This is a genomic window from Nocardia otitidiscaviarum (genome assembly GCF_007362295.1).
Taxonomy (GTDB): Bacteria; Actinomycetota; Actinomycetes; order Mycobacteriales; family Mycobacteriaceae; genus Nocardia; species Nocardia otitidiscaviarum.
Genome location: NZ_CP041695.1, coordinates 3,314,053 through 3,335,487, shown reverse-complemented (window position 1 = coordinate 3,335,487; position 21,435 = coordinate 3,314,053). Strand labels below are relative to the sequence as shown.

At 68.7% G+C, this 21,435-nt stretch carries 23 protein-coding genes; 14 read left to right on the top strand and 9 right to left on the bottom strand.

Annotated features, from left to right (window positions below; translation table 11 throughout):
* The first annotated feature begins 155 nt into the window (after positions 1–155).
* The 6 genes from FOH10_RS14760 to FOH10_RS14735 all read left to right on the top strand — a co-directional run bounded on the left by FOH10_RS14760 (position 156) and on the right by FOH10_RS14735 (position 6,102).
* Positions 156–1,337 (top strand): AAA family ATPase, encoded by a 1,182-nt coding sequence (locus tag FOH10_RS14760; protein ID WP_029928685.1) that lies wholly within the window; start codon positions 156–158, stop codon positions 1,335–1,337.
* Positions 1,338–1,367: 30 nt separating this feature from the next.
* Complete coding sequence (locus tag FOH10_RS14755; protein WP_143984097.1) at positions 1,368–2,336, top strand: DUF58 domain-containing protein; 969 nt, start codon at positions 1,368–1,370, stop codon at positions 2,334–2,336.
* On the top strand, positions 2,333–3,343 hold the full coding sequence (locus FOH10_RS14750; protein WP_143981144.1) for a VWA domain-containing protein: 1,011 nt from the start codon (positions 2,333–2,335) through the stop codon (positions 3,341–3,343). The genes FOH10_RS14755 and FOH10_RS14750 overlap by 4 nt, the downstream gene beginning before the upstream one ends.
* A 50-nt stretch (positions 3,344–3,393) precedes the next feature.
* A complete protein-coding gene (fabG1, locus tag FOH10_RS14745) occupies positions 3,394–4,110 on the top strand; it encodes a 3-oxoacyl-ACP reductase FabG1 (protein WP_143981143.1) in 717 nt (238 codons plus the stop codon).
* 59 nt (positions 4,111–4,169) lie between these two features.
* Positions 4,170–5,006 (top strand): NADH-dependent enoyl-ACP reductase InhA, encoded by an 837-nt coding sequence (gene inhA, locus FOH10_RS14740; protein ID WP_029928678.1) that lies wholly within the window; start codon positions 4,170–4,172, stop codon positions 5,004–5,006.
* Positions 5,007–5,124: 118 nt separating this feature from the next.
* Entirely contained in the window at positions 5,125–6,102 is a 978-nt protein-coding gene (locus FOH10_RS14735) for a ferrochelatase (RefSeq protein WP_244962080.1), read from the top strand.
* 72 nt (positions 6,103–6,174) lie between these two features.
* On the opposite strand, the gene FOH10_RS14730 is transcribed toward FOH10_RS14735, so the two are convergent.
* Together FOH10_RS14730 and FOH10_RS14725 are read right to left on the bottom strand one after the other, a co-directional pair.
* Entirely contained in the window at positions 6,175–7,326 is a 1,152-nt protein-coding gene (locus FOH10_RS14730; RefSeq protein ID WP_186000905.1) for a DUF5925 domain-containing protein, read from the bottom strand.
* Between the two features lie 68 nt (positions 7,327–7,394).
* Positions 7,395–8,216, bottom strand: a complete 822-nt coding sequence (locus FOH10_RS14725) for a thioesterase family protein (protein WP_143981140.1) — start codon at positions 8,214–8,216, stop codon at positions 7,395–7,397.
* Positions 8,217–8,486: 270 nt separating this feature from the next.
* On the opposite strand from FOH10_RS14725, the gene FOH10_RS14720 reads away from it, so the two are divergent.
* Both FOH10_RS14720 and FOH10_RS14715 read left to right on the top strand, forming a co-directional pair.
* Positions 8,487–8,990 carry a DinB family protein gene (locus FOH10_RS14720; protein WP_143981139.1) on the top strand — a complete coding sequence of 168 codons (504 nt, stop codon included), beginning with the start codon at positions 8,487–8,489 and terminating at the stop codon, positions 8,988–8,990.
* Positions 8,991–9,430: 440 nt separating this feature from the next.
* Positions 9,431–9,802, top strand: a complete 372-nt coding sequence (locus FOH10_RS14715) for a hypothetical protein (protein WP_244961987.1) — start codon at positions 9,431–9,433, stop codon at positions 9,800–9,802.
* Positions 9,803–10,011: 209 nt separating this feature from the next.
* Here FOH10_RS14715 and FOH10_RS14710 read toward each other — a convergent pair whose 3' ends face one another.
* Positions 10,012–11,823 (bottom strand): HNH endonuclease signature motif containing protein, encoded by a 1,812-nt coding sequence (locus tag FOH10_RS14710; RefSeq protein WP_143981138.1) that lies wholly within the window; start codon positions 11,821–11,823, stop codon positions 10,012–10,014.
* 931 nt (positions 11,824–12,754) lie between these two features.
* Here FOH10_RS14710 and FOH10_RS14705 point away from each other — a divergent pair.
* Complete coding sequence (locus FOH10_RS14705; protein WP_143981137.1) at positions 12,755–13,246, top strand: hypothetical protein; 492 nt, start codon at positions 12,755–12,757, stop codon at positions 13,244–13,246.
* Positions 13,247–13,321: 75 nt separating this feature from the next.
* Positions 13,322–13,561 carry a hypothetical protein gene (locus tag FOH10_RS14700; RefSeq protein ID WP_143981136.1) on the top strand — a complete coding sequence of 80 codons (240 nt, stop codon included), beginning with the start codon at positions 13,322–13,324 and terminating at the stop codon, positions 13,559–13,561.
* A 151-nt stretch (positions 13,562–13,712) separates the two neighbouring features.
* On the opposite strand, the gene FOH10_RS14695 is transcribed toward FOH10_RS14700, so the two are convergent.
* Positions 13,713–14,864: a TDT family transporter gene (locus FOH10_RS14695; RefSeq protein ID WP_143981135.1), complete on the bottom strand. Its 1,152-nt coding sequence runs from the start codon at positions 14,862–14,864 to the stop codon at positions 13,713–13,715.
* 71 nt (positions 14,865–14,935) lie between these two features.
* Here FOH10_RS14695 and FOH10_RS14690 point away from each other — a divergent pair, with 71 nt between their 5' ends.
* The 3 genes from FOH10_RS14690 (at position 14,936) to FOH10_RS14675 (ending at position 16,921) form a co-directional block, all read left to right on the top strand.
* A complete protein-coding gene (locus FOH10_RS14690; protein WP_143981134.1) occupies positions 14,936–15,838 on the top strand; it encodes a LysR family transcriptional regulator in 903 nt (300 codons plus the stop codon).
* 223 nt (positions 15,839–16,061) lie between these two features.
* Complete coding sequence (locus FOH10_RS14680) at positions 16,062–16,424, top strand: metalloregulator ArsR/SmtB family transcription factor (protein WP_039814658.1); 363 nt, start codon at positions 16,062–16,064, stop codon at positions 16,422–16,424.
* Entirely contained in the window at positions 16,421–16,921 is a 501-nt protein-coding gene (locus FOH10_RS14675) for an SRPBCC family protein (RefSeq protein WP_143981133.1), read from the top strand. Before FOH10_RS14680 ends, FOH10_RS14675 begins: the two co-directional genes overlap by 4 nt.
* Before the next feature lie 60 nt (positions 16,922–16,981).
* Here the strand turns inward: FOH10_RS14675 and FOH10_RS14670 are convergent, their stop codons facing one another.
* From FOH10_RS14670 to FOH10_RS14650, 5 genes are all read right to left on the bottom strand, one after another.
* On the bottom strand, positions 16,982–17,857 hold the full coding sequence (locus FOH10_RS14670; protein ID WP_143981132.1) for a cyclopropane mycolic acid synthase family methyltransferase: 876 nt from the start codon (positions 17,855–17,857) through the stop codon (positions 16,982–16,984).
* Positions 17,858–18,067: 210 nt separating this feature from the next.
* A complete protein-coding gene (locus tag FOH10_RS14665) occupies positions 18,068–18,616 on the bottom strand; it encodes a hypothetical protein (protein WP_143981131.1) in 549 nt (182 codons plus the stop codon).
* Between the two features lie 41 nt (positions 18,617–18,657).
* Complete coding sequence (locus tag FOH10_RS14660) at positions 18,658–18,966, bottom strand: hypothetical protein (protein ID WP_029928655.1); 309 nt, start codon at positions 18,964–18,966, stop codon at positions 18,658–18,660.
* Positions 18,967–19,000: 34 nt separating this feature from the next.
* Positions 19,001–19,813 (bottom strand): hypothetical protein, encoded by an 813-nt coding sequence (locus FOH10_RS14655; protein ID WP_143981130.1) that lies wholly within the window; start codon positions 19,811–19,813, stop codon positions 19,001–19,003.
* 160 nt (positions 19,814–19,973) lie between these two features.
* On the bottom strand, positions 19,974–20,786 hold the full coding sequence (locus FOH10_RS14650) for a DUF3097 domain-containing protein (protein ID WP_143984095.1): 813 nt from the start codon (positions 20,784–20,786) through the stop codon (positions 19,974–19,976).
* Between the two features lie 214 nt (positions 20,787–21,000).
* Here FOH10_RS14650 and FOH10_RS14645 point away from each other — a divergent pair, with 214 nt between their 5' ends.
* Positions 21,001–21,432 (top strand): NfeD family protein, encoded by a 432-nt coding sequence (locus FOH10_RS14645; RefSeq protein ID WP_029928649.1) that lies wholly within the window; start codon positions 21,001–21,003, stop codon positions 21,430–21,432.
* Positions 21,433–21,435: the final 3 nt, after the last annotated feature.

The window sequence follows — 21,435 nt, the reverse complement described above, 5'->3', positions numbered from 1 at the left end:
GGCCGGGACGGGCCGTCGATCGGCACGCGATCCGAACACGGGTGAGGCCGTCGATTCGCAAAAAACGGCGACTCTTCCCGAACCGGGTGCGGCATCGGCGCGCGATACCTGGAATAGTTGGGACCAGCACGCACAAGACCGAGGCGAAAGCGGGGATGTTGGTGACTTCGAGTGATGGTGTGAACGCGGTAAGTACGGTGAAGGAGTCGCCGTCGGCACCCAGCACCCTCGAGCGCGATGTCCAGACCCTGGAAAAGGCGATCTACGAAGTGAAGCGGGTGATCGTCGGTCAGGATCGGCTGGTCGAACGCCTGCTCGTCGGTGTGCTCGCGCGTGGACACGTCCTGCTCGAAGGTGTGCCCGGTATCGCCAAGACGCTCGCCGTGGAAACCTTCGCCCGGGTGGTCGGCGGCAGTTTCTCCCGGGTGCAGTTCACCCCCGACCTGGTGCCCACCGATCTCATCGGCACCCGCATCTACCGGCAGGGCAAGGAGGAGTTCGACACCGAGCTGGGTCCGGTCGTCGCCAACTTCGTGCTCGCCGACGAGATCAACCGCGCACCCGCCAAGGTGCAGTCGGCCCTGCTCGAGGTGATGGCCGAGCGGCATGTCTCCATCGGCGGCAAGACCTACCCGATGCCGAACCCGTTCCTGGTCATGGCCACGCAGAACCCCATCGAGAGCGAGGGCGTGTACCCGCTGCCCGAGGCGCAGCGCGACCGCTTCCTGTTCAAGGTGGTCGTCGACTACCCGTCGGTGGAGGAGGAGCGCGAGATCATCTACCGGATGGGTGTCACCCCGCCGGAGCCCAAGCGCATCCTCGAACCCACCGAACTGGTGCGCCTGCAGCAGCTGGCCGCCAATACCTTCGTGCACCACGCCCTGGTCGACTACGTGGTCCGGGTGATCGCGGCGACCCGCAAACCCGCCGATTTCGGTATGCAGGATGTGGCCGGGTGGATCGCCTACGGCGCCTCGCCGCGCGCCAGCCTCGGCATCATCGCCGCCGCCCGCGCCGTGGCGCTGATCCGCGGCCGCGACTACGTGGTGCCGCAGGATGTGGTCGAGGTGGTGCCGGATGTGCTGCGTCACCGCCTGGTGCTGTCCTACGACGCGCTCGCCGACGAGGTCAGTCCCGACGACGTGATCCGCCGGGTGCTGCAGACGGTGGGTCTGCCGCAGGTCGCCCCGCAGGCGGTCGCGCCGGGCAGCCCGCAGACCCCCATGCCCGCGGCGCAGCCCGCCGTGGGACCGCACGGCGCACCGCAGCAGCATCCCGCCGTGCCCCAGCCGCCCAACGGCCAGATGTCGGGCGCGGGCCAGCCGCAGTCGAAGTAGGCGACCACGGAACCGGTTGCGCCCGTGACGATGTCGAACCCCAGCGGCACCTCCCATGCCCCGCCCTCGTTCCGGTCGGGCAGTCTCGACGACCCGAAGCTCGCGGCGGCGTTGAAAACCCTCGAGCTCACCGTGCGCCGCCGCCTCGACGGCGTGCTGCACGGTGACCACCTGGGCCTGATTCCCGGCCCGGGATCCGAACCCGGCGATGCCCGCATGTATCAGCCGGGCGACGATGTGCGGCAGATGGATTGGTCGGTGACCGCCCGCACCACCCACCCGCACGTACGCCAGATGGTGGCCGACCGTGAGCTGGAGACCTGGCTCGTGATCGACCTGTCGGCCAGCCTGGACTTCGGAACCGCGCTGTGCCAGAAGCGCGATCTCGTCGTCGCCGCCGCGGCGGCGGTCACCCACCTCACCAGCGGTGGCGGCAACCGGATCGGCGCGGTGGTCGCCAACGGCGAGCGGCTCATTCGAATTCCCGCCCGCACCGGGCGCATTCACGCGCAATCCATGCTGCGCACCATCGCCACCACCCCGCACGCCCGCGACGGGGTGCGCGGTGATCTGCGCGGCGCCATCGAGTCGTTGCGCCGACCGCAGCGCAAACGCGGTCTGGCCGTGGTGATCTCGGACTTCCTCGGCGATATCGACTGGCAGCGCAGCCTGCGCGCCATTTCGGCCCGCCACGATCTGCTCGGGGTCGAAATCCTCGATCCGCGCGATCTGGAACTGCCGGATATCGGCGATGTGGTGCTGCACGATCCGGAGACCGGGCGCACCCGCGAATTCGGCGTGACTCCCACGCTGCGCGCCGACTACGCGCGCGCCGCGCACCGTCACCGCCAACAGGTCGAGGCGGCGCTGCGCGGCTGCGGCGCCCCGGTGATGCCGCTGCGCACCGATCGGGACTGGATCGCCGACGTGGTCCGGTTCGTGTCCACCCGGCGCCATACCTTCGGCGCCCCGAATTCCGGGCGGGTGCCGCGCCAGTGACTTTCTCACTCTCGAATTTCGAACATATCGGCTGGCTGTTCTTCCTCCTCGTGGTGGCGGCGTTCGCGCTGGGCTATGTGGTGGCGCAGCGGCGGCGGCAACGCCATCTCATGAACTTCTCCAATATGGAGATGCTGGAGAAGGTCGCGCCGAAACGGCCCGGGGTCGGGCGGCATGTGCCGATCGCGCTGCTGCTGGTCGGCCTGACGGCGCTGACCGTCGCGGCGGCCGGACCCACCGCGGCGCAGAAGGTGCCGCGCAACCGGGCGACCGTGGTGCTGGTCATGGACGTCTCACTGTCCATGGAGGCCACCGACGTGCCGCCGAGCCGCCTCCAGGTGGCGCAGCAGGCGGCCAAGGAGTTCGCCGACGGACTCACCCCCGGCATCAATCTGGGACTGGTCACCTTCGCCGGTACCGCCTCGGTGCAGATGCAGCCCACCACCAAGCGCGAGGCGGTGAAGGCGGCCATCGACAACATCAAGCTGTCCGAGCGCACCGCCACCGGCGAGGGCATTCTCACCGCGCTGCAATCCATCGACACCCTGGGCGCGGTGCTGGGCGGTGCGGAAACACCGCCGCCCGCGCGGATCGTGCTCATGTCCGACGGCAAGCAGACCGTGCCCGACGACAAGGACGTCGACAATCCCCGGCACGCCTTCACCGCGGCGCGGCTGGCCAAGGAGAAGGGTGTGCCGGTCTCGACCATCTCCTTCGGCACCACCTGGGGCACGGTTGAGATCCCGGATCAGGACGGTACGGGCGCACAGCGGGTGCGGGTGCCCGTGGACGACGATTCGCTGCACGAGATCGCCACGCTGTCGGGCGGCGAGTTCTACTCCGCGTCCAGCCTGGAGGAACTGAACCAGGTGTACGACACCCTGGAGCAGCAGATCGGCTACGAGATGACCATGGGCGATGCCAGCCGACCGTGGCTGATCCTCGGCATGCTGGTGACCGCCGCCGGCGTCGTGACGGCTCTGGTCTATCGTCAGCGCCTGCCGTAATTCGCCTACCGCGCGCCGAGCCGTCACTACGAACAGATAGGTTGACTCATATGTCGAACTTCACTTCCCGGTCGGTACTGGTGACCGGCGGTAACCGCGGCATCGGACTCGCGGTCGCCCAGCGTCTGCTCGCCGACGGACACAAGGTGGCCGTCACGCATCGTGGGTCGGGGGTGCCGGAGGGTCTCTTCGGCGTGAAATGCGATGTGACCGACAGTGAGTCGGTGGATGCCGCCTTCACCGAGGTGGAACAGCATCAGGGTCCGGTCGAGGTGCTGGTCGCGAATGCCGGCATCACCGACGACACGCTGCTCATGCGCATGAGCGAGGAACAGTTCACCCGCGTCATCGACGCCAACCTCACCGGTGCGTTCCGCTGTGCCAAGCGCGCGAATCGCGCCATGCTGCGGGCCAAGTGGGGGCGGATGATCTTCCTGGGGTCCGTGGTCGGTCTCGGTGGTGGCCCCGGCCAGATCAACTACGCCTCCTCCAAGGCCGGTGTGATCGGACTTGCTCGTTCGGTCACCCGCGAGCTGGGTTCGCGGAACATCACCGCGAACGTGGTGGCACCCGGTTTCATCGAAACCGATATGACCGCCGAGCTGCCCGATGATCTGCGCGATACCGCCAAGAAGTTCATTCCGCTCCAGCGCCTGGGCCAGCCCGAGGACGTCGCGGCCGTGATCAGCTTCCTGGCCTCCGAGGATTCGCGCTACGTCTCCGGCGCCGTCATCCCCGTCGACGGCGGTATGGGCATGGGCCACTGAGGCCCGCCCCCGATCCCACAGGCCCGCAATACTTGTCAACGAGGAGAACCGACCAACCCATGAGTGGACTGCTCGCCGGAAAAACCGTCCTCATCACCGGCATCATCACCGATTCGTCGATCGCCTTCCACGCGGCCCGGGTCGCGCAGGAACAGGGCGCGAAGGTGATCATCACCGGTATTCCGGAGCGACTGCGGCTGATCGACCGCATCGCCAAGCGCCTGCCGCAGGAGGTGCCCCCGGCCATCGGCCTCGATGTCACCGACGAGGTGAATCTGGCCGACCTGCCCGCCAAGCTGCGCGAACTGGCTCCCGAGGGCATCGACGGCGTGCTGCACTCCATCGCGTTCGCGCCCAAGACCCTCATGGGTCCGGAAGCCGTGCCGTTCCTGCAGGGCCCCGGCCCGGACGCGGCCAAGGCATTCGAGATCTCGGCCTGGAGCTACGCCTCCCTGGCCCGCGCCGTGCTGCCGGTCATGAACGAGGGCGGCTCTATCGTGGGCATGGACTTCGATCCGCGCACCGCCATGCCGTACTACAACTGGATGGGCGTGGCCAAGGCCGCGCTCGAATCGGTGAACCGGTATGTGGCGCGGGAAGTGGGCGAGGCCAAGCGGATTCGCTCCAACCTCATCGCCGCGGGGCCGATCAAGACCCTGGCCGCCAAGGCCATCGCGGGCACCGCCACCGATGACGCCAAGCAGCTGAACATGCTCAACACCTACTGGGACGGCGCCTCGCCCATCGGCTGGGACGTCGACGATCCGACCGTGGTCGCCAAGTCCATCGCGGCGCTGCTCTCGGACTGGCTGCCCGGCACCACCGGTTCCATCATCTACGTGGACGGCGGCGCGTCGCACAACACCTGGTTCCCGGAGAACGGTTTCGGCGACTAGTCCGCAGTGCGATAGGCGAGATTGCGATAGGCGAGATTGCGATAGGCGAGGAGGATCCGTGGCTGTCGACGCACTGCTGTTGCTGTCCTTCGGCGGCCCGGAGCGCCCCGAGGACGTGATGCCGTTTCTGGAGAACGTCACTCGGGGCAGGGGAGTGCCACCCGAACGCCTCGCCGAAGTCGCCGAGCACTATATGCACTTCGGCGGAGTGTCGCCGATCAATGCGCTCAATCGCGACATGATCAAGGCGATCGAGGCCGAATTCGCCACGCGCGGTATCGAACTGCCGGTGTATTTCGGCAATCGGAACTGGCATCCGATGGTCGAGGAGACCGTGGAGCGCATGCGCGCCGACGGTGTCCGGTCGGCGCTGGTCTTCCCCACCTCCGCATGGGGTGGGTATTCCGGGTGCCGTCAGTATCACGAGGACATCGCGCGGGCGCGGGCGGCGGTGGCCGATGCGCCGCAGCTGGTGAAACTGCGTCAGTTCTTCGACCATCCGCTGTTCATCGCGGCCGTCGCCGACGGAATTCGCGCGGCGCTGGGCGCATTGCCGGACGATCGGCGGGATCGGGCGCGGCTGGTGTTCACCGCGCATTCCATTCCGGTCTCGGCCGACAATGCCTCCGGTCCGCCGGGGGAGAGCGGCCTCTACAGCGCGCAGGTCGCCGAGGCGGCGCGGCTGGCGGCGTCGGCCGTCGGCATCGGCGAATTCGATGTGGTGTGGCAGTCGCGGTCCGGGCCGCCGCAGGTGCCGTGGCTGGAGCCGGATATCGTCGATCACCTCGATGCGCTGCACGAACGCGGGGTGGACGCGGTGGTGGTGTGCCCGGTGGGGTTCGTGTCCGATCACCTCGAGGTGATCTGGGATCTGGACAATGAGGCCAAAGCGCGCGCGGACGAATACGGTATGGCGTTCGCACGGGCCGCCACACCCGGTACCGATCCGCGCTTCGCGGACATGGTCGCCGCGCTGGTGGAGGAGTACCGGAGTGGGGCCGAGCCCGTGCGCTCGAGTGCGATGACCGCTCTGGGCTGCACTACGAACGGCGCACCGTGTGTTCCCGGCTGTTGTGAGCCGCCCGCGCGCCGCTGAGCGGTACGGGCGTTCGCGCCGTGCCACGATCGGCGCGGCGGGTGGGCCGACAGCCGGAAGATCGACACCTGCTCACAGGTAGCCGCCCGCCGTCGGGGCTGTGGGAACGGCCTGGATGCGATCCGTATCGTCGCGTGCGGCAATGAGTTCCGCGAGGGTCATGCCGTCGGAGCCGACCACCGGCCGCGGACGGTCACCCAGTTCGCGCGCCAGCCACGCGGTGGCCTCGGCGAACCCGAGCGGGCCGACCTCCAGCTGGGCCAGGCATCGACCCGGCCGCACCACGGCCGGGTGCAGGCGGGACAGGTTCTCGTTGGTGGTGATCGCCACCAGCACATCGCGGCCCTGTCCGAGCATGCCGTCGGTCAGGTTCAGCAGCCGCGACAGTCCCTGCCCGGTGGACTCCTTCGCGGAGCCGCGGATCAGCTCGTCGCAGTCCTCGAGAACGAGCAACCGCCAGCGCCGCTTGGTCTCGTCGTAGGTGTCCACCCCGATGGCGACCTCCATCAGGTAGCCCGGATTGGAGAACAGCACCTCGGGGTCGAGCACACAGTCCACCTGGCACCAGTCCGCCCACTCCCGCGCCAACGCCCGCAGCGCGGATGTCTTCCCGGTTCCGGGCGGGCCGTGCAGCAGCAACAGCCGCCCGCTGACCTCCTCGGCCCGCATCGCCATCAGCCGGCCCAGTGCGGCGGCGACGTCGGCGCTGTAGTTGCGGTCGACCTCCGCCCACGCGTCGGCGGTGATGGTGCGCTCCCGCCGCTGCGGCCCATGAGCGCCGTTGTGCCAGAACCCCATCGACACCCGACTGGCATCCGGCTCCGGCTCGACGGTGGCGTCGGCGCTGCACGCCGCGATGACCGCACGCGCCAGTTCCGCACTGCTGGCACACACATCCAGCGACGCACTCCCGGTCTTGCGCCGCACCACCCGCAGCGTCCACCCCGTCCCGACCGACAGCACCGCCTCGGTGCCGTCTTCGTCACTGGTCCGCAGGATTCGCGCGTCCTCGGGCCGCAACGGCGCATCCGGCTTCACATGCTCCAACTGCACCGACACCGCATGCGGCTGCTCCCCACCGAGAAACGGCGCCAGCCCCAACGCGTCGATCACATCGCGGGGCGAATCGGAGTCGTCGAGATTCATCACCCACGAGAGCGCATCGGCCACCGACCCGGCGTTCTCCACCCGATCGATCAACCGAAGACGTTCCTGCGGATTCATGGTCACCCGACGATGATCCGCACAGACCGACATCGGGTCCACCGAATTTCGGAAATTCGTCCGGTAACTCAGTGCAGGGTCGGGGCCGGGATGGATCTGGATTCGGCGAAGGCGGCCATGTCGACCTGGCGGCGGGCGTTCGAGATGCCGGTGATGACGGCTGTGCCCAGGGGGCCGTGGCGGTCGTACATGGTGGCGGTGGCGACGACGATGCCGTTGGCCGAAACGTGGTCGCGGGCTTGGAGTCCCACCTCGTGGCCTTCGGGGAGGCGGGCGAGGGTGACGGTCACATCACTGTTGATGTAGCCGACGCCGTCTGTGCCCCAGTTGCACACGAGGTTGGTGGCGTCGCCGACGAAGGCGGCGCGTTGGAACGGGGAGATGGGCTCGCCGTCGACCAGGGCGGGGAGGTTGTGCCAGACGCTTTTGCGGTCGCTGTTGCGGCCGGAGGCGAAATCGCCGGTCCAGTCGGCGGATCCGGATTTGAACAGCGGAGGATCGCCGTGCTCACCCGCCAGCCGTCGCGTCGGTACCGGTAGATCTCGTGTCGGTTCCCACACCTGTCCGGGCGGCGGGTCGGTGACCGCCAGGTACATCACGCTCGCCCGTGCGTGTACGGTGCCGTGCTGCACGATCGACGTATCGACCACTCGCACCCGATTCCCGTCGCGCACCACCTCGGCGTGCACGTCGATCGGCTCGTTGAGCACCGGGCGGAACAGATCCGCGGTGAACCGCGCGGGAAGGAACCCCGCCGGAGCATGGAACTCGGCTTCGCGGGCCAAGAGCCCGCACACCGCGGTCCCGGCCAACTGTCGAGCGGACCACGCGCTCTCCGCCATCTCGGTGGCACGATAACGCCCGTCGACCACGGTGAAGAACGCCGTCATCCGCTCAACTCCTTCTACTGGCAAACCTTATGTATTAGAACATGTTGCAGAGCGGGGGTTCGTGGGTGGTTCGCACCTACCGAGGCTGGAAACCAGGTATGGTTCAGGCAGGCATATCGCCCACGCTCGGTCCGCCATCCGCGGCGAGCAACTCTCTTTCCCGGTCGTTCACCAGCGCCGGACGCTTCCTCTTCTCCCTCGATCAGCCGCTGAGCGGTCACGCCGCGCCATCGAGGGCCATTTGCTGCCACAGAACGGAGTTGAGAACCCATGACTACCAACCGAATCACGAATGGCGTCGAACGCACGCTCCTCGAGAACACCCTCGACCGCAACCGCGAAGCACTCATCGCGACCGCGCGCGGCCTGTCCGACACCGACGCCCGCCGCCGACTCGTCACCTCGCTGACGACGCCGATCTCCCTGCTCAAACATGCCGCCGCCGCGGAACGAATCTGGTTCCAGCGTTTCTGGGCTGGACTCGACGCATCCGAATGCGACGGCTACGCGCACCGCGACGAGGGCACCTTCACCGTCACCGCCGACGAGTCACTGGCCGACGTCATCGCCGAATTCCAACGCGCCAGCCAGCGATCCCGCGAGATCGCCTCCCACTTCGACCTCGACGACACCAGGGACATCCCGCAGGAGGGCACGATCAGCCTCCGGTGGACCCTGCTCGCCATGATCGAGGAATTCGCCCGGCATGCGGGCCACGGCGATATCCTGCGCGAACAGATCGACGCGGCCGATCATGGCCCGCGCAACCGGTGAAAGTGGCCCCGACATGCAGGGCTGCCAAGAGCAGTGCCGTGACGACGATGTGGGCGTAGTACAAGGCCACCGGTAGGTCGAGAATTGCCGACAGCGATATCAGCCCCACGGTCAGCAGGGCCGCAGCGCTCCACTCTGCCGTGCGGGTCGGGTTGAGTGCGGGCAACGCGGATATCGCGGTCGAACAAGCGATCAGAATTCCGAGTCGCCAACCATAATGGGCGAATAGTGAACTCGTGCATGCGGTATCGGCGTTGATGATTTCGCAGGTGCTCACCTGATAGAAGGGCTCGGATGCGACGAAGAAACCGTAACCGCACACTACGAGCGCGAATACCGTCCACACGGCCCGCGCGCCGATGGTTCCGTCGACCAGTACGTCCATCCCTTCTTCCTGCCGAACCTCATTATCGGTTCGGTTCGTCACTACACTGCTATCCGTGATCGCGGCAGTGTCCTTCGTCGTCGTGCTGAGTGTTCTCGCGGTATTCCAGGTGGCACTGGCGTGCGGGGCTCCCTGGGGAGCGTTCGCGTGGGGTGGCGGTCGGCGAGTTCTCCCCGCGCGCTTGCGAATCGCCAGTGGCATGAGCCTGCTGTTGTACGCGGTCTTCGCGCTGGTGATTCTCGACCGAGCCGACGTGATCGACATACTCGACGATTCGGTGACGAGGGTAGCGGCCTGGTTCATCGTCGGATTCATGGCGCTCGGCGTCGCCGCCAACTCGGCCTCCCGAAGCAAGCCGGAGCGCTACGTCATGACGCCAGTCTCGCTGGCTCTGACGGTGACGAGTCTCCTGGTCGCCTTGGGCTGAGCGGCTGACTCACTGCGAACGGCCACCCTGATACACGATGAAGAGTGGCCCACGCAGCGGGTGCAGGTGGTGTTCGCGATTCCGCAGGGTGTGTAGAGGGCGGATAGTCCTGGTAGCAGGGCCAATTCCGCCGCGCGGCAAAGGCATTCGCCGTGCGTGTGCGGTGCTGGTGTGCGAATCGCCAAGAGCCAGGGCCTTACGGGGCGGCTCTATTCACGGGCGCGGTGGGGTTCGCGAGGACGCCGGGCTTCGCGGTCGTGGCGGGATTCGTGGTACCTGGACTCGTGGCCGTAGCGGGATCTGTGGTGCTGGGATTCGCGACCGCCGCCGGGTTCGCGGTGTACGGGCTCGCGACTGCCACTGGGTTCGCGGTGTCCGTACTCGCGACTGTCACCGGGTTCGCGGTGTCCGTACTCGCGACTGCCGCCGGGTTCGCCGTGCCCGAACTCGCGACCACCACCGGATTCGCAGTGCAGGGATTCGCGACCAAGCGGCTCGCACGCGGGGTAAGACTCCCGGCGGCGGGATTCCCTGGTGCGGGCGGTGCTGTGCCGGGATACAGCTGTGCGGTCGGCCAGCAGTCGGGCGCGGCGGCGTTTCACACTGTCGGCGAGCACTTGTTCGGGGTGATGGAACCGATTCACCCTCGGTCGGCGGTACGGATCCACCGAGACCGGTGGACAGAACGCCGTCCGCCCCGCATCCGCGCCACCGGGCGGGAGGCGGTGGGTGGCCCACCCGCCCGGATCCTCGGGGTCGGCGGTGATCTGCGCGTGATGGGCATCGCAGACCAGGGTGAGGTTGTCGATATCGGTCGGACCGTGCGCGGCCCACGGGATGAGGTGGTGCATCGCGCACATGGTGGCTGGTGCGGAGCAGTCGGGGTGGGTGCAGCCCCGGTCGCGGGCGATGGCGGCCAACCGCTGCCATGGCGACGCGATCCTTGCACCCTCCCCCAAATACAGGGGCTTGCCCGCGGTTTCGTCGAAGAGCAGCAACAGTGGGATCGAGCCCTGCGCCATCCGCCACGCCTCCCGCACCGGGATCGTCGTCCCCGACGCAGCCCGCGCCACCCCCGCACCCCGGGCCAGGTCGGTGACCGACATCGTGAGCACGATCGACACCGGCAGGCCGCGATGCCCACCCAGGCTGGCCGGGCCACTGGCGGACAGGAACGCTTTCAACGCGTCGTGCCGCCGCTGCGCCGCAGACCGCACATCACGCCCGACCGCGGCCGCCAACCGGTTCGGATCGAACCCGTCAGGATCGTGCGTCCCGAGTTGGGGGCTGTCGGGGTCGTCGGGCATGCACATGCCCGGCCGCGCCCACTTCGCGAACACGGTATCGACCATCGCCCGCAACTCCGGATCGAAACACCCCTGGAACGGGCTCATCCCATCCACACGCTGCTCTCCGAAGGTGGCCGCCCGCACCCGGGCTCGGTCCTTCGCGGTGGTGAGTGTCCCGTCGGGGTCGAGGTAGCCCAGGATGCGGTCACCGACCTTGCCCACCATCTCCGGCGTCCCGGCCCGGGCGGCGTCGGCGAGGTGTTCCTCGGCGACCGCGCGGTGTTCTGTGTCGACCGCGTCGGGGATGCGGTCCATCACCCGCATCACCGCCCGCGCATGATCCCCCGAGATCACCCCCTCGGCCTGCGCGGCCGCCGTAGCGGGCAAACGGGGTTCGCACTTCTCGCCGTAGGCACTGGTCATCACCCCCAACTGCGCGGCACCCTTCACCCGGGCGACGGCGTCGGCCTTGGCCAGGCGCAGGGTTTGCACCAGGTACCGGTACAACCCCACCGACCCGGTGGTGGTCCACAACTGTCGGTCGTTGATCTCGATCACGTGCCGATGCCCCACCGTTTCGAGGCGACGGCGACACGCTTCCAATCCCTGGATGCGGGCGGCGAATTCGGTGTCGGTGAATCCGGTCAGGTCCTCGGCCGACAGCGTGTCGATCGCGGTCGCCAACATGGCGAGCGCGGGATCACGCTGCTGGATTTCCCCCTCCGAATTCATGCCCTTATTCTACCGCGAAATTGGTTGCGGCAGAATCGGAAAGAGAATGTGAATCAAACAGCTTCACATGAGAATCCAATTCTTCCGTGTGCTTTCGGCCTGCTCGCCGCAATTCGATTCGTGCCCTGGCGAACAAGAATCAGGGCATTCACTCTCGCTTCCTTCGATATCGGAACCCGGCACTTCGAGATAGGTTGCCACCTTGTACCGGAATATCGATCCTGATCGATGCCTTGCGCGCGACATCGCTGTTGGAGAGGGTGCGTTCGCTCTGGTGTTGAACGGGCTGCGTCGGACGCCGTGCCGAGTGCCGGATGGCTAAGGCTGGCTGCCCGTGGGGCGTTGTGCGGGGGCGGGGCGGCGGTAGCGTTCGGCTTCGTCCGATATTTCGGGCAGTTCCGTGCCGGGGCTGCGATGGGCGGGCCATTGGCCGGTGTTGAGGGGCTTGGACACGACCGGCGGTAGTGGGTACATCGGTGATGGGGGGCGATCGTGATCGATGGTGGGGGCGAGGATAGCGAACGCGCCGGTGACCAGGGCCGCGGCGGCCGCCGCTCCCAGTAGCGGTCTTACCCACCGCAGCCAGCGCGGCCAGCGGCGCGGCTTGTTCATCGCACGGTCCCGTCGTTGTCCTGTGGTTGCTGAATCGGGCTGGCGGTCAACGTGTTACGGGTGGAGGAGCGGCGTGGGTCGCCGGTCGGTGGCGGCGGTTACGATGTCGCCACTGTCGACCGGAGGGGAGCCCCGCATGTCCGCACCCGAGCATGAGCAACGGATTCCGCAACCGCCGCAACCGAATCCGGGGGCAACGCAGTGGATGGGGCACGATGGCGGTCGGTCGCCCGTAGGGGCGCCGCCGGGGCAGTACCCGCCGCCGAGTACAGCGGCGCGGCGTTCCGTGGGAGCGATCGTCACGGCGATGGTCTGCGCGATGGTCGCGGTCGCGGGGATCGGCGCGGCCGGTCTGGCCTACACGCGGTACGCCGACGAGCGGGACAGCGCGACCACCTTGCGTCAGGAAGTACTCGAGGCTCAGTACGTCGATGACAGGGAACAGGCGGCGGTCGAGGCGACCCGCGCCTTCGTGACATTGGTGAGCACCTACGACCACGCCGATCTCGACTCGTACTTCGACAGCGTGCTGGCCGCGACCACGGGATCGTGGCACGAGTCGTTCGCCGGAAGCAGAGGGTCGCTGCGCGACGCGATGATGAATGTTCAGGTCAGCAGCCGTCTCGACGAGGTGCACTGCGGCTTCGTGTCGATGGCGGGCACGACCGCCCGGACGATCGCCATCGCCAAGCAGACGCGCGGTAATGCGACGGTCGAGTCGGAGAGCCTCACCCTGCCGATGGTCGTGACGCTGGAGGAGCAGGCGGACGGTCGGTGGCTGGTGAGCGAACTGGATTCCCCAGCGCTGTGAATCCGCCGCAGCACCGATAGCATCTCGGGACGATCGGCGGCGCGCCGCCACGAGCCGGATTGTGGGTGAGAATCAATGCAGGGTCGGGCCTTCGGGACGCCGGACTTCTTCGTGTGGGCCCCGGTGCTGGGGCTGTTGGAAGCGGCCGCCATCTGTGTGGTCATCTTGCAGTCGACGGCGGTGGCGCTGGCCTTGATCGCGGCGGCCGTGGCGCTGGTCGTCTTCGAGTCCTGGGCGAACCGTCCGACGGTGGCGGCGCGACCGCAGCCGCGCCCGCGGCCGAACAGCCACAACCGCCCGACACGCCGCGCCTGAGCGGGGAGATCGCCGGACGCATCGGCCTGAAAGGCATGCGCCGCAATGATGCAGTGAGTGCAAGGCGGCAGGGTGTGCGGACATGCGTGGTGCGCCGGAACGATTGGGTTCCGGCGCGATCGGCACTTTCCGAATCACCGTGTGCCGCAGGTCAGGCGGCTACCGGAGCGGGCGGGCGGAGCAGTGTGCCCGCGCCGATTCCGGCGAGGGTGCGTCCGGCGACCATGACCCACGCGCCCACCAGCAACACGTACAGTCCCACCGCGGCGACGGCGAAGAGGTCGGCCCCGGTATGGGCATACAGTGCACTGCTGCCGGTGACGCAGGTACCGACCGGGAAGGTGAAGCCCCACCAGGTGAGGTTGAAGGGCATGACCGTGCGGTGCCGGAGGGTGACCGCGAGCGCCAGACCCAGCCACAGCATGGCGAAACCCCAGACGGCGACGCCGAATACCACCGAGAAGACGAGCAGGCCCCGAGCGTACGGATCAGGCAACGCGACCGGAGCGGCATTGGCGAGCATCCCGGCGGCGGTCACCGACTGGCCCAGCGGGCCGAGCACGATCCACACTGTGGCCACCGATTCCCTGGCGGGCGGACCGTGGTGCAGCAGCCGCGACCAGATCAGGGTGATGGTGATGACGGCGGCGATGAGGCTCAGCCCGAACATGGCCAGGCAGGCGAACATCATGGTCAACCGCGGTTGGCCCGCGGGGAGGTGCGGGATCAGCAGCGCGCCGGTGGCGGCGGAGACCATGGGCGGCACGACCGGCATGAGCCAGCCGCCGAACGCGGCCTCGGGGCGGCTGGGCTGCCCGGTGATCATTCGATAGGGGATGACCAGCGCGGTCAGCAGCCCGAGTACGGTCCCCGCCGACCACAGCACCCAGTCGACGGCGACCGCGGCCCGCATACCGATCACGTCCGAACCCAGCAGCAGGGTGCCCGCGCCGACGGTCAGCAGCGCCATGGGCGGTGCGCCATAGAAGTGCGCCATGACCGGATGCCGACCGTGCGCCCGCGCCGCCTCGGGATGCCGCATCCAGTGCACGGCGAAAGCACCGGCGACCACGACGAGCAACACGGCGGCCAGCGCCCAGACGGCGGTGGCCGCCCCGCGCAGCCCGTGCGGCTGCCAGGGCAGGGTCACCGCGGCGGTGGCGACGATGCCGGTGCCCATGACGGCGGCGAACCAGTTCGGCCCGATATGCCGGAAGGCGTCGGAGCGCTCGACCCGCGTCCATCGCACCGGCCGGGTGCTGTGCCGGCGGAACACTGCGGGGCGGGGGAGTGTGCTGGTCATGGCTCCAGCGTGCGCCCGGCGCAGCGCCCCCCGGTAGCGGTCGCGCGCCGATGGTTCCATAGACTCGTTCTATGCCCCTGTCGCCGCGAGTGCCCGATGTGGCCGCCCTCGACCTGCTGCTGTCGGTGATCGAACTGGGCAGTCTCGGGCGTGCGGCGCAGGCGCACGGCATCAGCCAGCCCTCGGCGAGTTCCCGCATCCGCTACCTCGAGCGACTGGTCGGTGTGCCGGTGCTGGAGCGCACCTCCCTGGGGTCGCGTCCGACCGCCGCGGGAGCCCTCATCGCCACCTGGGCCCGCGAGGTGGTGGACGCGGCCGCACGCCTGGACGCCGGCATCGACTCCCTGCGCGCCGAGCGGGATTCCAGGCTCCGGGTGGCGGCCAGCCAGACCGTGGCCGAGTACCTGTTTCCGAAGTGGCTGATGTCGCTGCGCGCGCGGCAGCCCGCGACCACCATCGCCCTGGAATCCGGGAACTCCGCCGAGGTGGTGCGCGCGGTGCTGGACGGGCGGGTCGATATCGGCTTCGTCGAGAGTCCGACGGTGCCGCGCGATCTGGAGGGGCATATCGTGTGCCGTGACCGCCTCGTGGTGGTGATCCCGCCCGGACACCGGTGGGCTCGGCGCACCGCACTGACCGTCGACGATCTCGCGGCAACCCCGCTGATCTATCGCGAGTCCGGGTCCGGTACCCGTATCTCCTTCGAGCGCGCCATGCGGCGCGTCATCCCCGACTGGCAGCCCGACGTCCTGCTGGAACTGTCCTCGACCACCGCCATCAAGACGGCCGTGGCGACCGGGCTGGGTCCGGCCGTGCTCAGCTCGCTCGCCGTGGCGAGTGAACTGGCTGAGGGAATCCTGTTGTCGCCCACCGTGTCCGGGCTCGAGCTGGAACGGCCGCTGCGTGCGGTCTGGCCGCGCGGGCAGCGCCCGACCGGTCCGGCCCGGGACCTCTACGCCATCGCCCGCGCGTAACGCGCTCCGAGCGGATCCTTCGCCGCGAACGGCGCGAACGGCGCGAACGGCGCGAACGGCGCGAACGCCGGGCTCGCCGCGACCGCCGCGACCGCCGGGATCGCCGGGATCGGCGGGATCGCCGGGATCGGCGGGATCGCCTCGACCGCCGGGATCGGCGTGTCTCCGGTCGTATGACGCCGAGGTCTGGTCAAACGCGTAACTGATCGGTTACGCTTTGGCGGTGGACGAGGTAGCCGCCGCGATAGCCGACCCGGTACGCCGGGAGATCCTGCACCTGCTGCGCGCCGAGCGGCGCACGGCCGGTGCGATCGCGTCGCACTTCCCGATCAGTCGCCCGGCCATCAGCCGTCACCTGCGCGTGCTGCGGGAAAGCGGACTGGTGCACGACGAACTCGTGGGCCGGGAGCGCTACTACAGCCTCGATCCCGCACCGCTCCGCGAGATCGCGGACTGGATCGCGGAATTCGCCACCGTCGACACCTGGGAACGGCGTCTCGACGCACTCGAGACCGAAGTCTTCCGCACCCGGCGCGACCGGCGCACCCGCCCGGCCGAGCCCGACACCGAGGAGAACACCGCATGACACCCCAACCGAACGGTCGCCTGCTCCGCACCGCAGCGGGCCGCGACCTGGTCCTGACCCGGAACTTCCGCGCGCCCATCGAGGACGTGTGGGCCAGCGTCACCGAATCCGAACGCACCGCCCGCTGGTACGGCTCCTGGGAGGGTGACGCCGGGCCGGGCCGAACCATCAAGGTGCGCATGCTCTTCGAGGAGAATCAGCCCATCTTCGACATGCACATCGACACCTGCGAACCACCCCGCCACCTGATCCTGCGCACGACCGACGACCTCGGCGAATGGGTGCTCGAAGCGGTGCTCACCGAACGGTCCGACGGTACCGAACTCACCTTCACCCAGCACCTCGCACCGGGAGTCGCCGCCGCGGACGTCGGCCCCGGCTGGGAATACTACCTGGATGCGTGGGTGGCCGCCGAACACGGTGCGGCGCAGCCGAGCTTCGACGACTACTACCCGTCCATGAAGCCCTATTACGAGCAGCAGGAGCAGCGAGTGTGACGCCTGGGACCCCGGCGGGCCGGTGGCTCGGGACGGTTCCGACCCACCGGTCGCCGTCCGCTATTTGACGCAGGTGAACTGCATGACATCGATGAGCCCGGAGCGGAATCGGGCCGCGCAACCGGTCAGATACCGAATGTAGGTGTCATAGGTTTCCTCGCCGCACAGCGCGATGGCCTCCGCACGGCGTTGCCGCAGCGCCTCGGCCCAGTGGTCCAGGGTCTTGGCGTAATGCGGTTGCAGCGGGTGAATCCGTTCCACCGTGAAATCGGCGGCCTCGGCGAATTCCTTGACGCCGCCGAATGCCGAGCTGGCCGGAAACGGGAGGCACCCGCCCGGGAAGATCTCCTTCCGAATGAACTTCAGGAAATCGACATCGTCGCGAGTGTAGGTGATGCCGTGATCGTGCAGATGTCCCTGTGTGTACATGACGATGGTGTGCAACAGCATTCGACCGTCGTCGGGCAGCGCGGCATAGGCGAAGTCGAAGAAGTCCGCGTAGCGCTCGCGCCGGAAATGCTCGAACGCGCCGATGCTGACGATCCGGTCGACCTGCTCGTCGAACTCCTCCCACCCCTGCACCCTGACCTCGGCGCGGCGACCCGAGGGCCGCTGGTCGAGCAGCGATTCGACATATGTGTGCTGGTTGCGACTCAGGGTGAGACCGATGACGTTCACGTCGTACCGCTCCAACGCCCGCAGCATGGTCGATCCCCAACCACAGCCGATATCGAGCAGTGTCATTCCCGGCCGCAGGTCGAGCTTTCCGAGCGCGAGGTCGATCTTGGCCAGTTGCGCCTGTTCGAGGGAATAGTCCGGGCGCTCGAAATATCCGCAGCTGTAGGTGCGGGTCGGATCGAGGAACAGGAAGAAGAATTCATCCGAGAGGTCGTAGTGCGATTGGACATCGGCGAAATAGGGCGTGTGTCGACTCATGCGGTACCTCCGAGATTCGTCCACGGGCGTGCGGGATTCGATCAGACATGCGGGGACCGAGCGATATGAGCCGCCGCGGACTGCCGGACGGTAGTGCGGCGGTGCGATTCGGTGCAGGAGTATAGGCACGTCCGGTGGCCGAAACCGCTCGCCGCGCGGGCCCGCGGACGGTGAATCCCGCCCGCGTCCCGTGCGCGTCATCGGAGGTGTCTACGGTGTCGTCGGCTCCGGATGCGGCCAGGTGAAGCCGATCGCATCGCCGACGCGGAGCGCCCGCCAGCGCGGAGCCAGCACATCGAGGCGGTCGACGATCCGTTCGAGGGCGGCGCGGTGCGATTCGTCCAGTTCCGCCTCGGCGGCGGCCCAGGAGGGTCGCCGCGCCGTGGGGTCGTGCCGCCGCGCCCAGTACACCAGGCACAGCCCGGCGAGGCGCTCGGACAGGTTCATCTCGTTGTCGCCGTCGTGATCGGTGAGGCGCAGCCGGTCCTCGCGCTGGCGCTGTTTGCGGGAATGACGGCGGGCGGCGCGGGCATCCTGCGCGCCCGTGGACACCGGGCGGAACGCGCCGCCGCCGCGGGCGGCGCGACCGAACACCCCACCGGTCAGGCCGAGCTCGCATTCCACCAGGTAGTGCGCCAGATCGTGCGGGACGTCATCGTGATATCCGGGAGCCGGATCGAGTTCGCGGGCACCGTGCGCGGCATCGGTCACCACCGTCGCGTAGCGGCGCTGGCCGGTGCGTTTGAACATGACCTCCACCCGACCCACGGTAGGACGGCGTCGTGGGCTCGCGCATCCGATTATTCGGCGCGGTCGCGCGCCAGCTCGTCGGCGATCTCCCAATCGTTCGGATGGCCCTGCACGGACGGGTCGTAGAGCACGACGAACCAGAACCGCTGCGGGGCCGAGAGCGGGAACGGGCCGACGCTCAGCTCCTCGGAGGTGTAGCGGTCGTCGCTCATCATGCGAACCCAGGTGGGTCCGCCCTCCTGGCGGTCGATCCACTTCTGGAAGACCGAGCGGGACGGTTTGGCGGCCATGATGACCGAGAGCAGCGGGAGCGCGTCGAGCTCGTCGACGGTGGAAACGAACCGTAGGGCGTCGTTCATGGCTCGATCTTCCCGCACGGCGGGCGCGTCCGGGTCAGGACCCGGCAGCATGGACCGCCGCCAGCCGGGCACCGCGGATCGCGTTCCAGAGCGGGCGCAGCAGGGTCTCCTGCGCGGCGGCCGCACTGGCGGAGGTGGGTGCGGAGGCGGGCTCGCGTTCGGCCACGGTCAGAATGGCGGCCACCTGGTCGGCGGTGTCGAGAATGCGCCGGGCCCGCAGCGGCATGGAATCCGGGTAGCGGTGTTTGGAATGACTCGCCAATTCCGCCTCCACCAGTTCGCGCGGTCCCGCCGTACCGGTGCCGAGGCGGGTGGTCTGTAGTCGCTGCAGCGCGTCGGCGGCGTCGCGCACCGCCTGCCGCATGGTGAATTCCGCCTCGCCCAGGGGCATATCGGGTTCGGAGGTCGGCGGTACGGGGGTCGCGTAGACGGTCCACCGCAGGGTGTCGTCGTCGGACCACGTCGGTACCAGGCCGGTGCCGTGGCCGCCCGGTGCGCCCAAGAGCAGCCCCTCGCCGACCTCCATTGCGGCGGAGGCGAATTCGGTGCCGCCCGGCAGGCCGCGCACATCGCCGGGGACCGGCAGTACCAGCCGCGCCCGAGCGCCCGGCCCGGCCACGGCTTCCCGAATCAACTTGAGCAGCACCATGATTCCGGCGCCGTGAGCGTCGAGCGAGTCGTCGGACGCCCAGGGTAACCCGGTGTGACCGCCCGTGACGGGATCCCCGGCGGCCACGGTCTGCCGGGGCGCCCAGGCGCGCAGCGCGTCCAGCACGTCGTCGGGGGCGCTGTGCCCGGCCAGCCAGGAGCCTGCCCAGACCGTCAGCGTGGCGCTCGGGGTACTCATTCTTCGAGGATAACTGGAGGGCTGCGGACCGGGCGCGCGGAGCGGGAAGCCCGGTGGATGGGCCGGGCATCCGGAGGTCCACCACCGCTGCTCCTGCCGTGCCGGTCGGTGCGCACAACACGATCGAGGTGCGCGCGACGTGCGGCGGTCGCACGCGGTCCTAGGCGGGTTCGGTGACGAAGTCGATGAGTCGTTCGACCGCGCCGATGAGCGGACTCTCCAGATCGCGAAAACTGTTGACCGCGTTGTACACTCGCCGCCATCCGTCCTGCGGTGTGCCCCAGCCGAGCCGGGTGCAGACGCCCGTCTTCCAATCCTCGCCCCGCGGCACCCGCGGCCATTCGCGAATGCCCAGCGCGGCGGGCCGCACCGCCTCCCACACGTCCACGTACGGGTGGCCGGTGACGAGGACGTGCTCGCCGAGTCCGGTGGTGAGGCCGGTCTCCTTGGAACCGGTCACCAGGTGGTCGACCAGGACACCGACCCGGCGACCCGGCCCCGGGCCGAACTCGCCCAGCCGCTGCGCGAGGTTGTCCAGCCCCTCCAGATGCTCGACCACCACGCCCTCGACCCGCAGGTCGTGCCCCCATACCCGTTCCACCAGGGCGGCGTCGTGCACGCCCTCCACCCAGATCCGGCTGGCCCGCGCCACCCGGGCGCGCAGCCCGTCCACCCGGGTGGAACCGGAGGCGGACCGCGTGGGCTGCCGGGGCGCGGTGGCCGTGGGTTTCACCAGGGTCACCGGCCGTCCGTCGATGAGGAAGGCCGCCTCGCGCAGCGCGAACAGCCGTACCCGACCGGCGCGGTCCTCCAGCTTCACGAACTCGCCGTCGTAGCTGCGGTCGAAACCCACTACGGCACCGCAGAATCCGGTGGCGGCGTCCTCGGCGACGAGATCGCGTTCGGCCACCACCTTCGGCACCTCGCGCCGCTGTTTCCGGGTATGGCCCGAGTAGATGTCACCGCCGTACATGTCACGCCCGCTCACCGCATAGAAGGTACCGGTCCGAGCGTGCCGTGCGGGGCAGCGACCCGCGTGCCACGGGGGTGAACCGCGACACCGGCCGCGCCGCGAGACCAGTTGGGCGTGCGGGTCGTCGACGCCGGTGGGGGATCACGCACCGGTATCAGGTCACGTTCGGATTCGATCTCCGCCGACGTAGCGGTAAAAGCACTAGGGTGGAGGCGTGGCCGCAATCATTTGGCTGGTCGCGGGATTGCTTCTCGCGGCGGCGGAGGTACTGGTCGGGGATCTGACCCTGCTCATGTTGGGAAGTGCCGCGCTGGTGACGGCCGGCGTGAGCGGGCTGACGGACACCTCCCTGATCGTCGACGCGGTGGTGTTCGGCATCTCCGCCGTCGCGCTCATGCTGGTGGTCCGTCCGGTTCTGTTGCGCCGCTACGCGGTTCGCCCCGCCAAGCCCATGGGTATGGAGGCGCTGCCGGGCAAGACGGCGCGGGTGCTGGAGCCCGTCGACGAGCACGGCGGGCGGGTCAAACTGGAGGGCGAGGTGTGGAGCGCCCGGCCGCTCGACCCGTCCGATCGTTACGAGGAAGGCGCGACCGTCTACGTCGCGGAGATCGACGGCGCGACCGCCGTCGTGTGGAAGGGGCCGTAAATT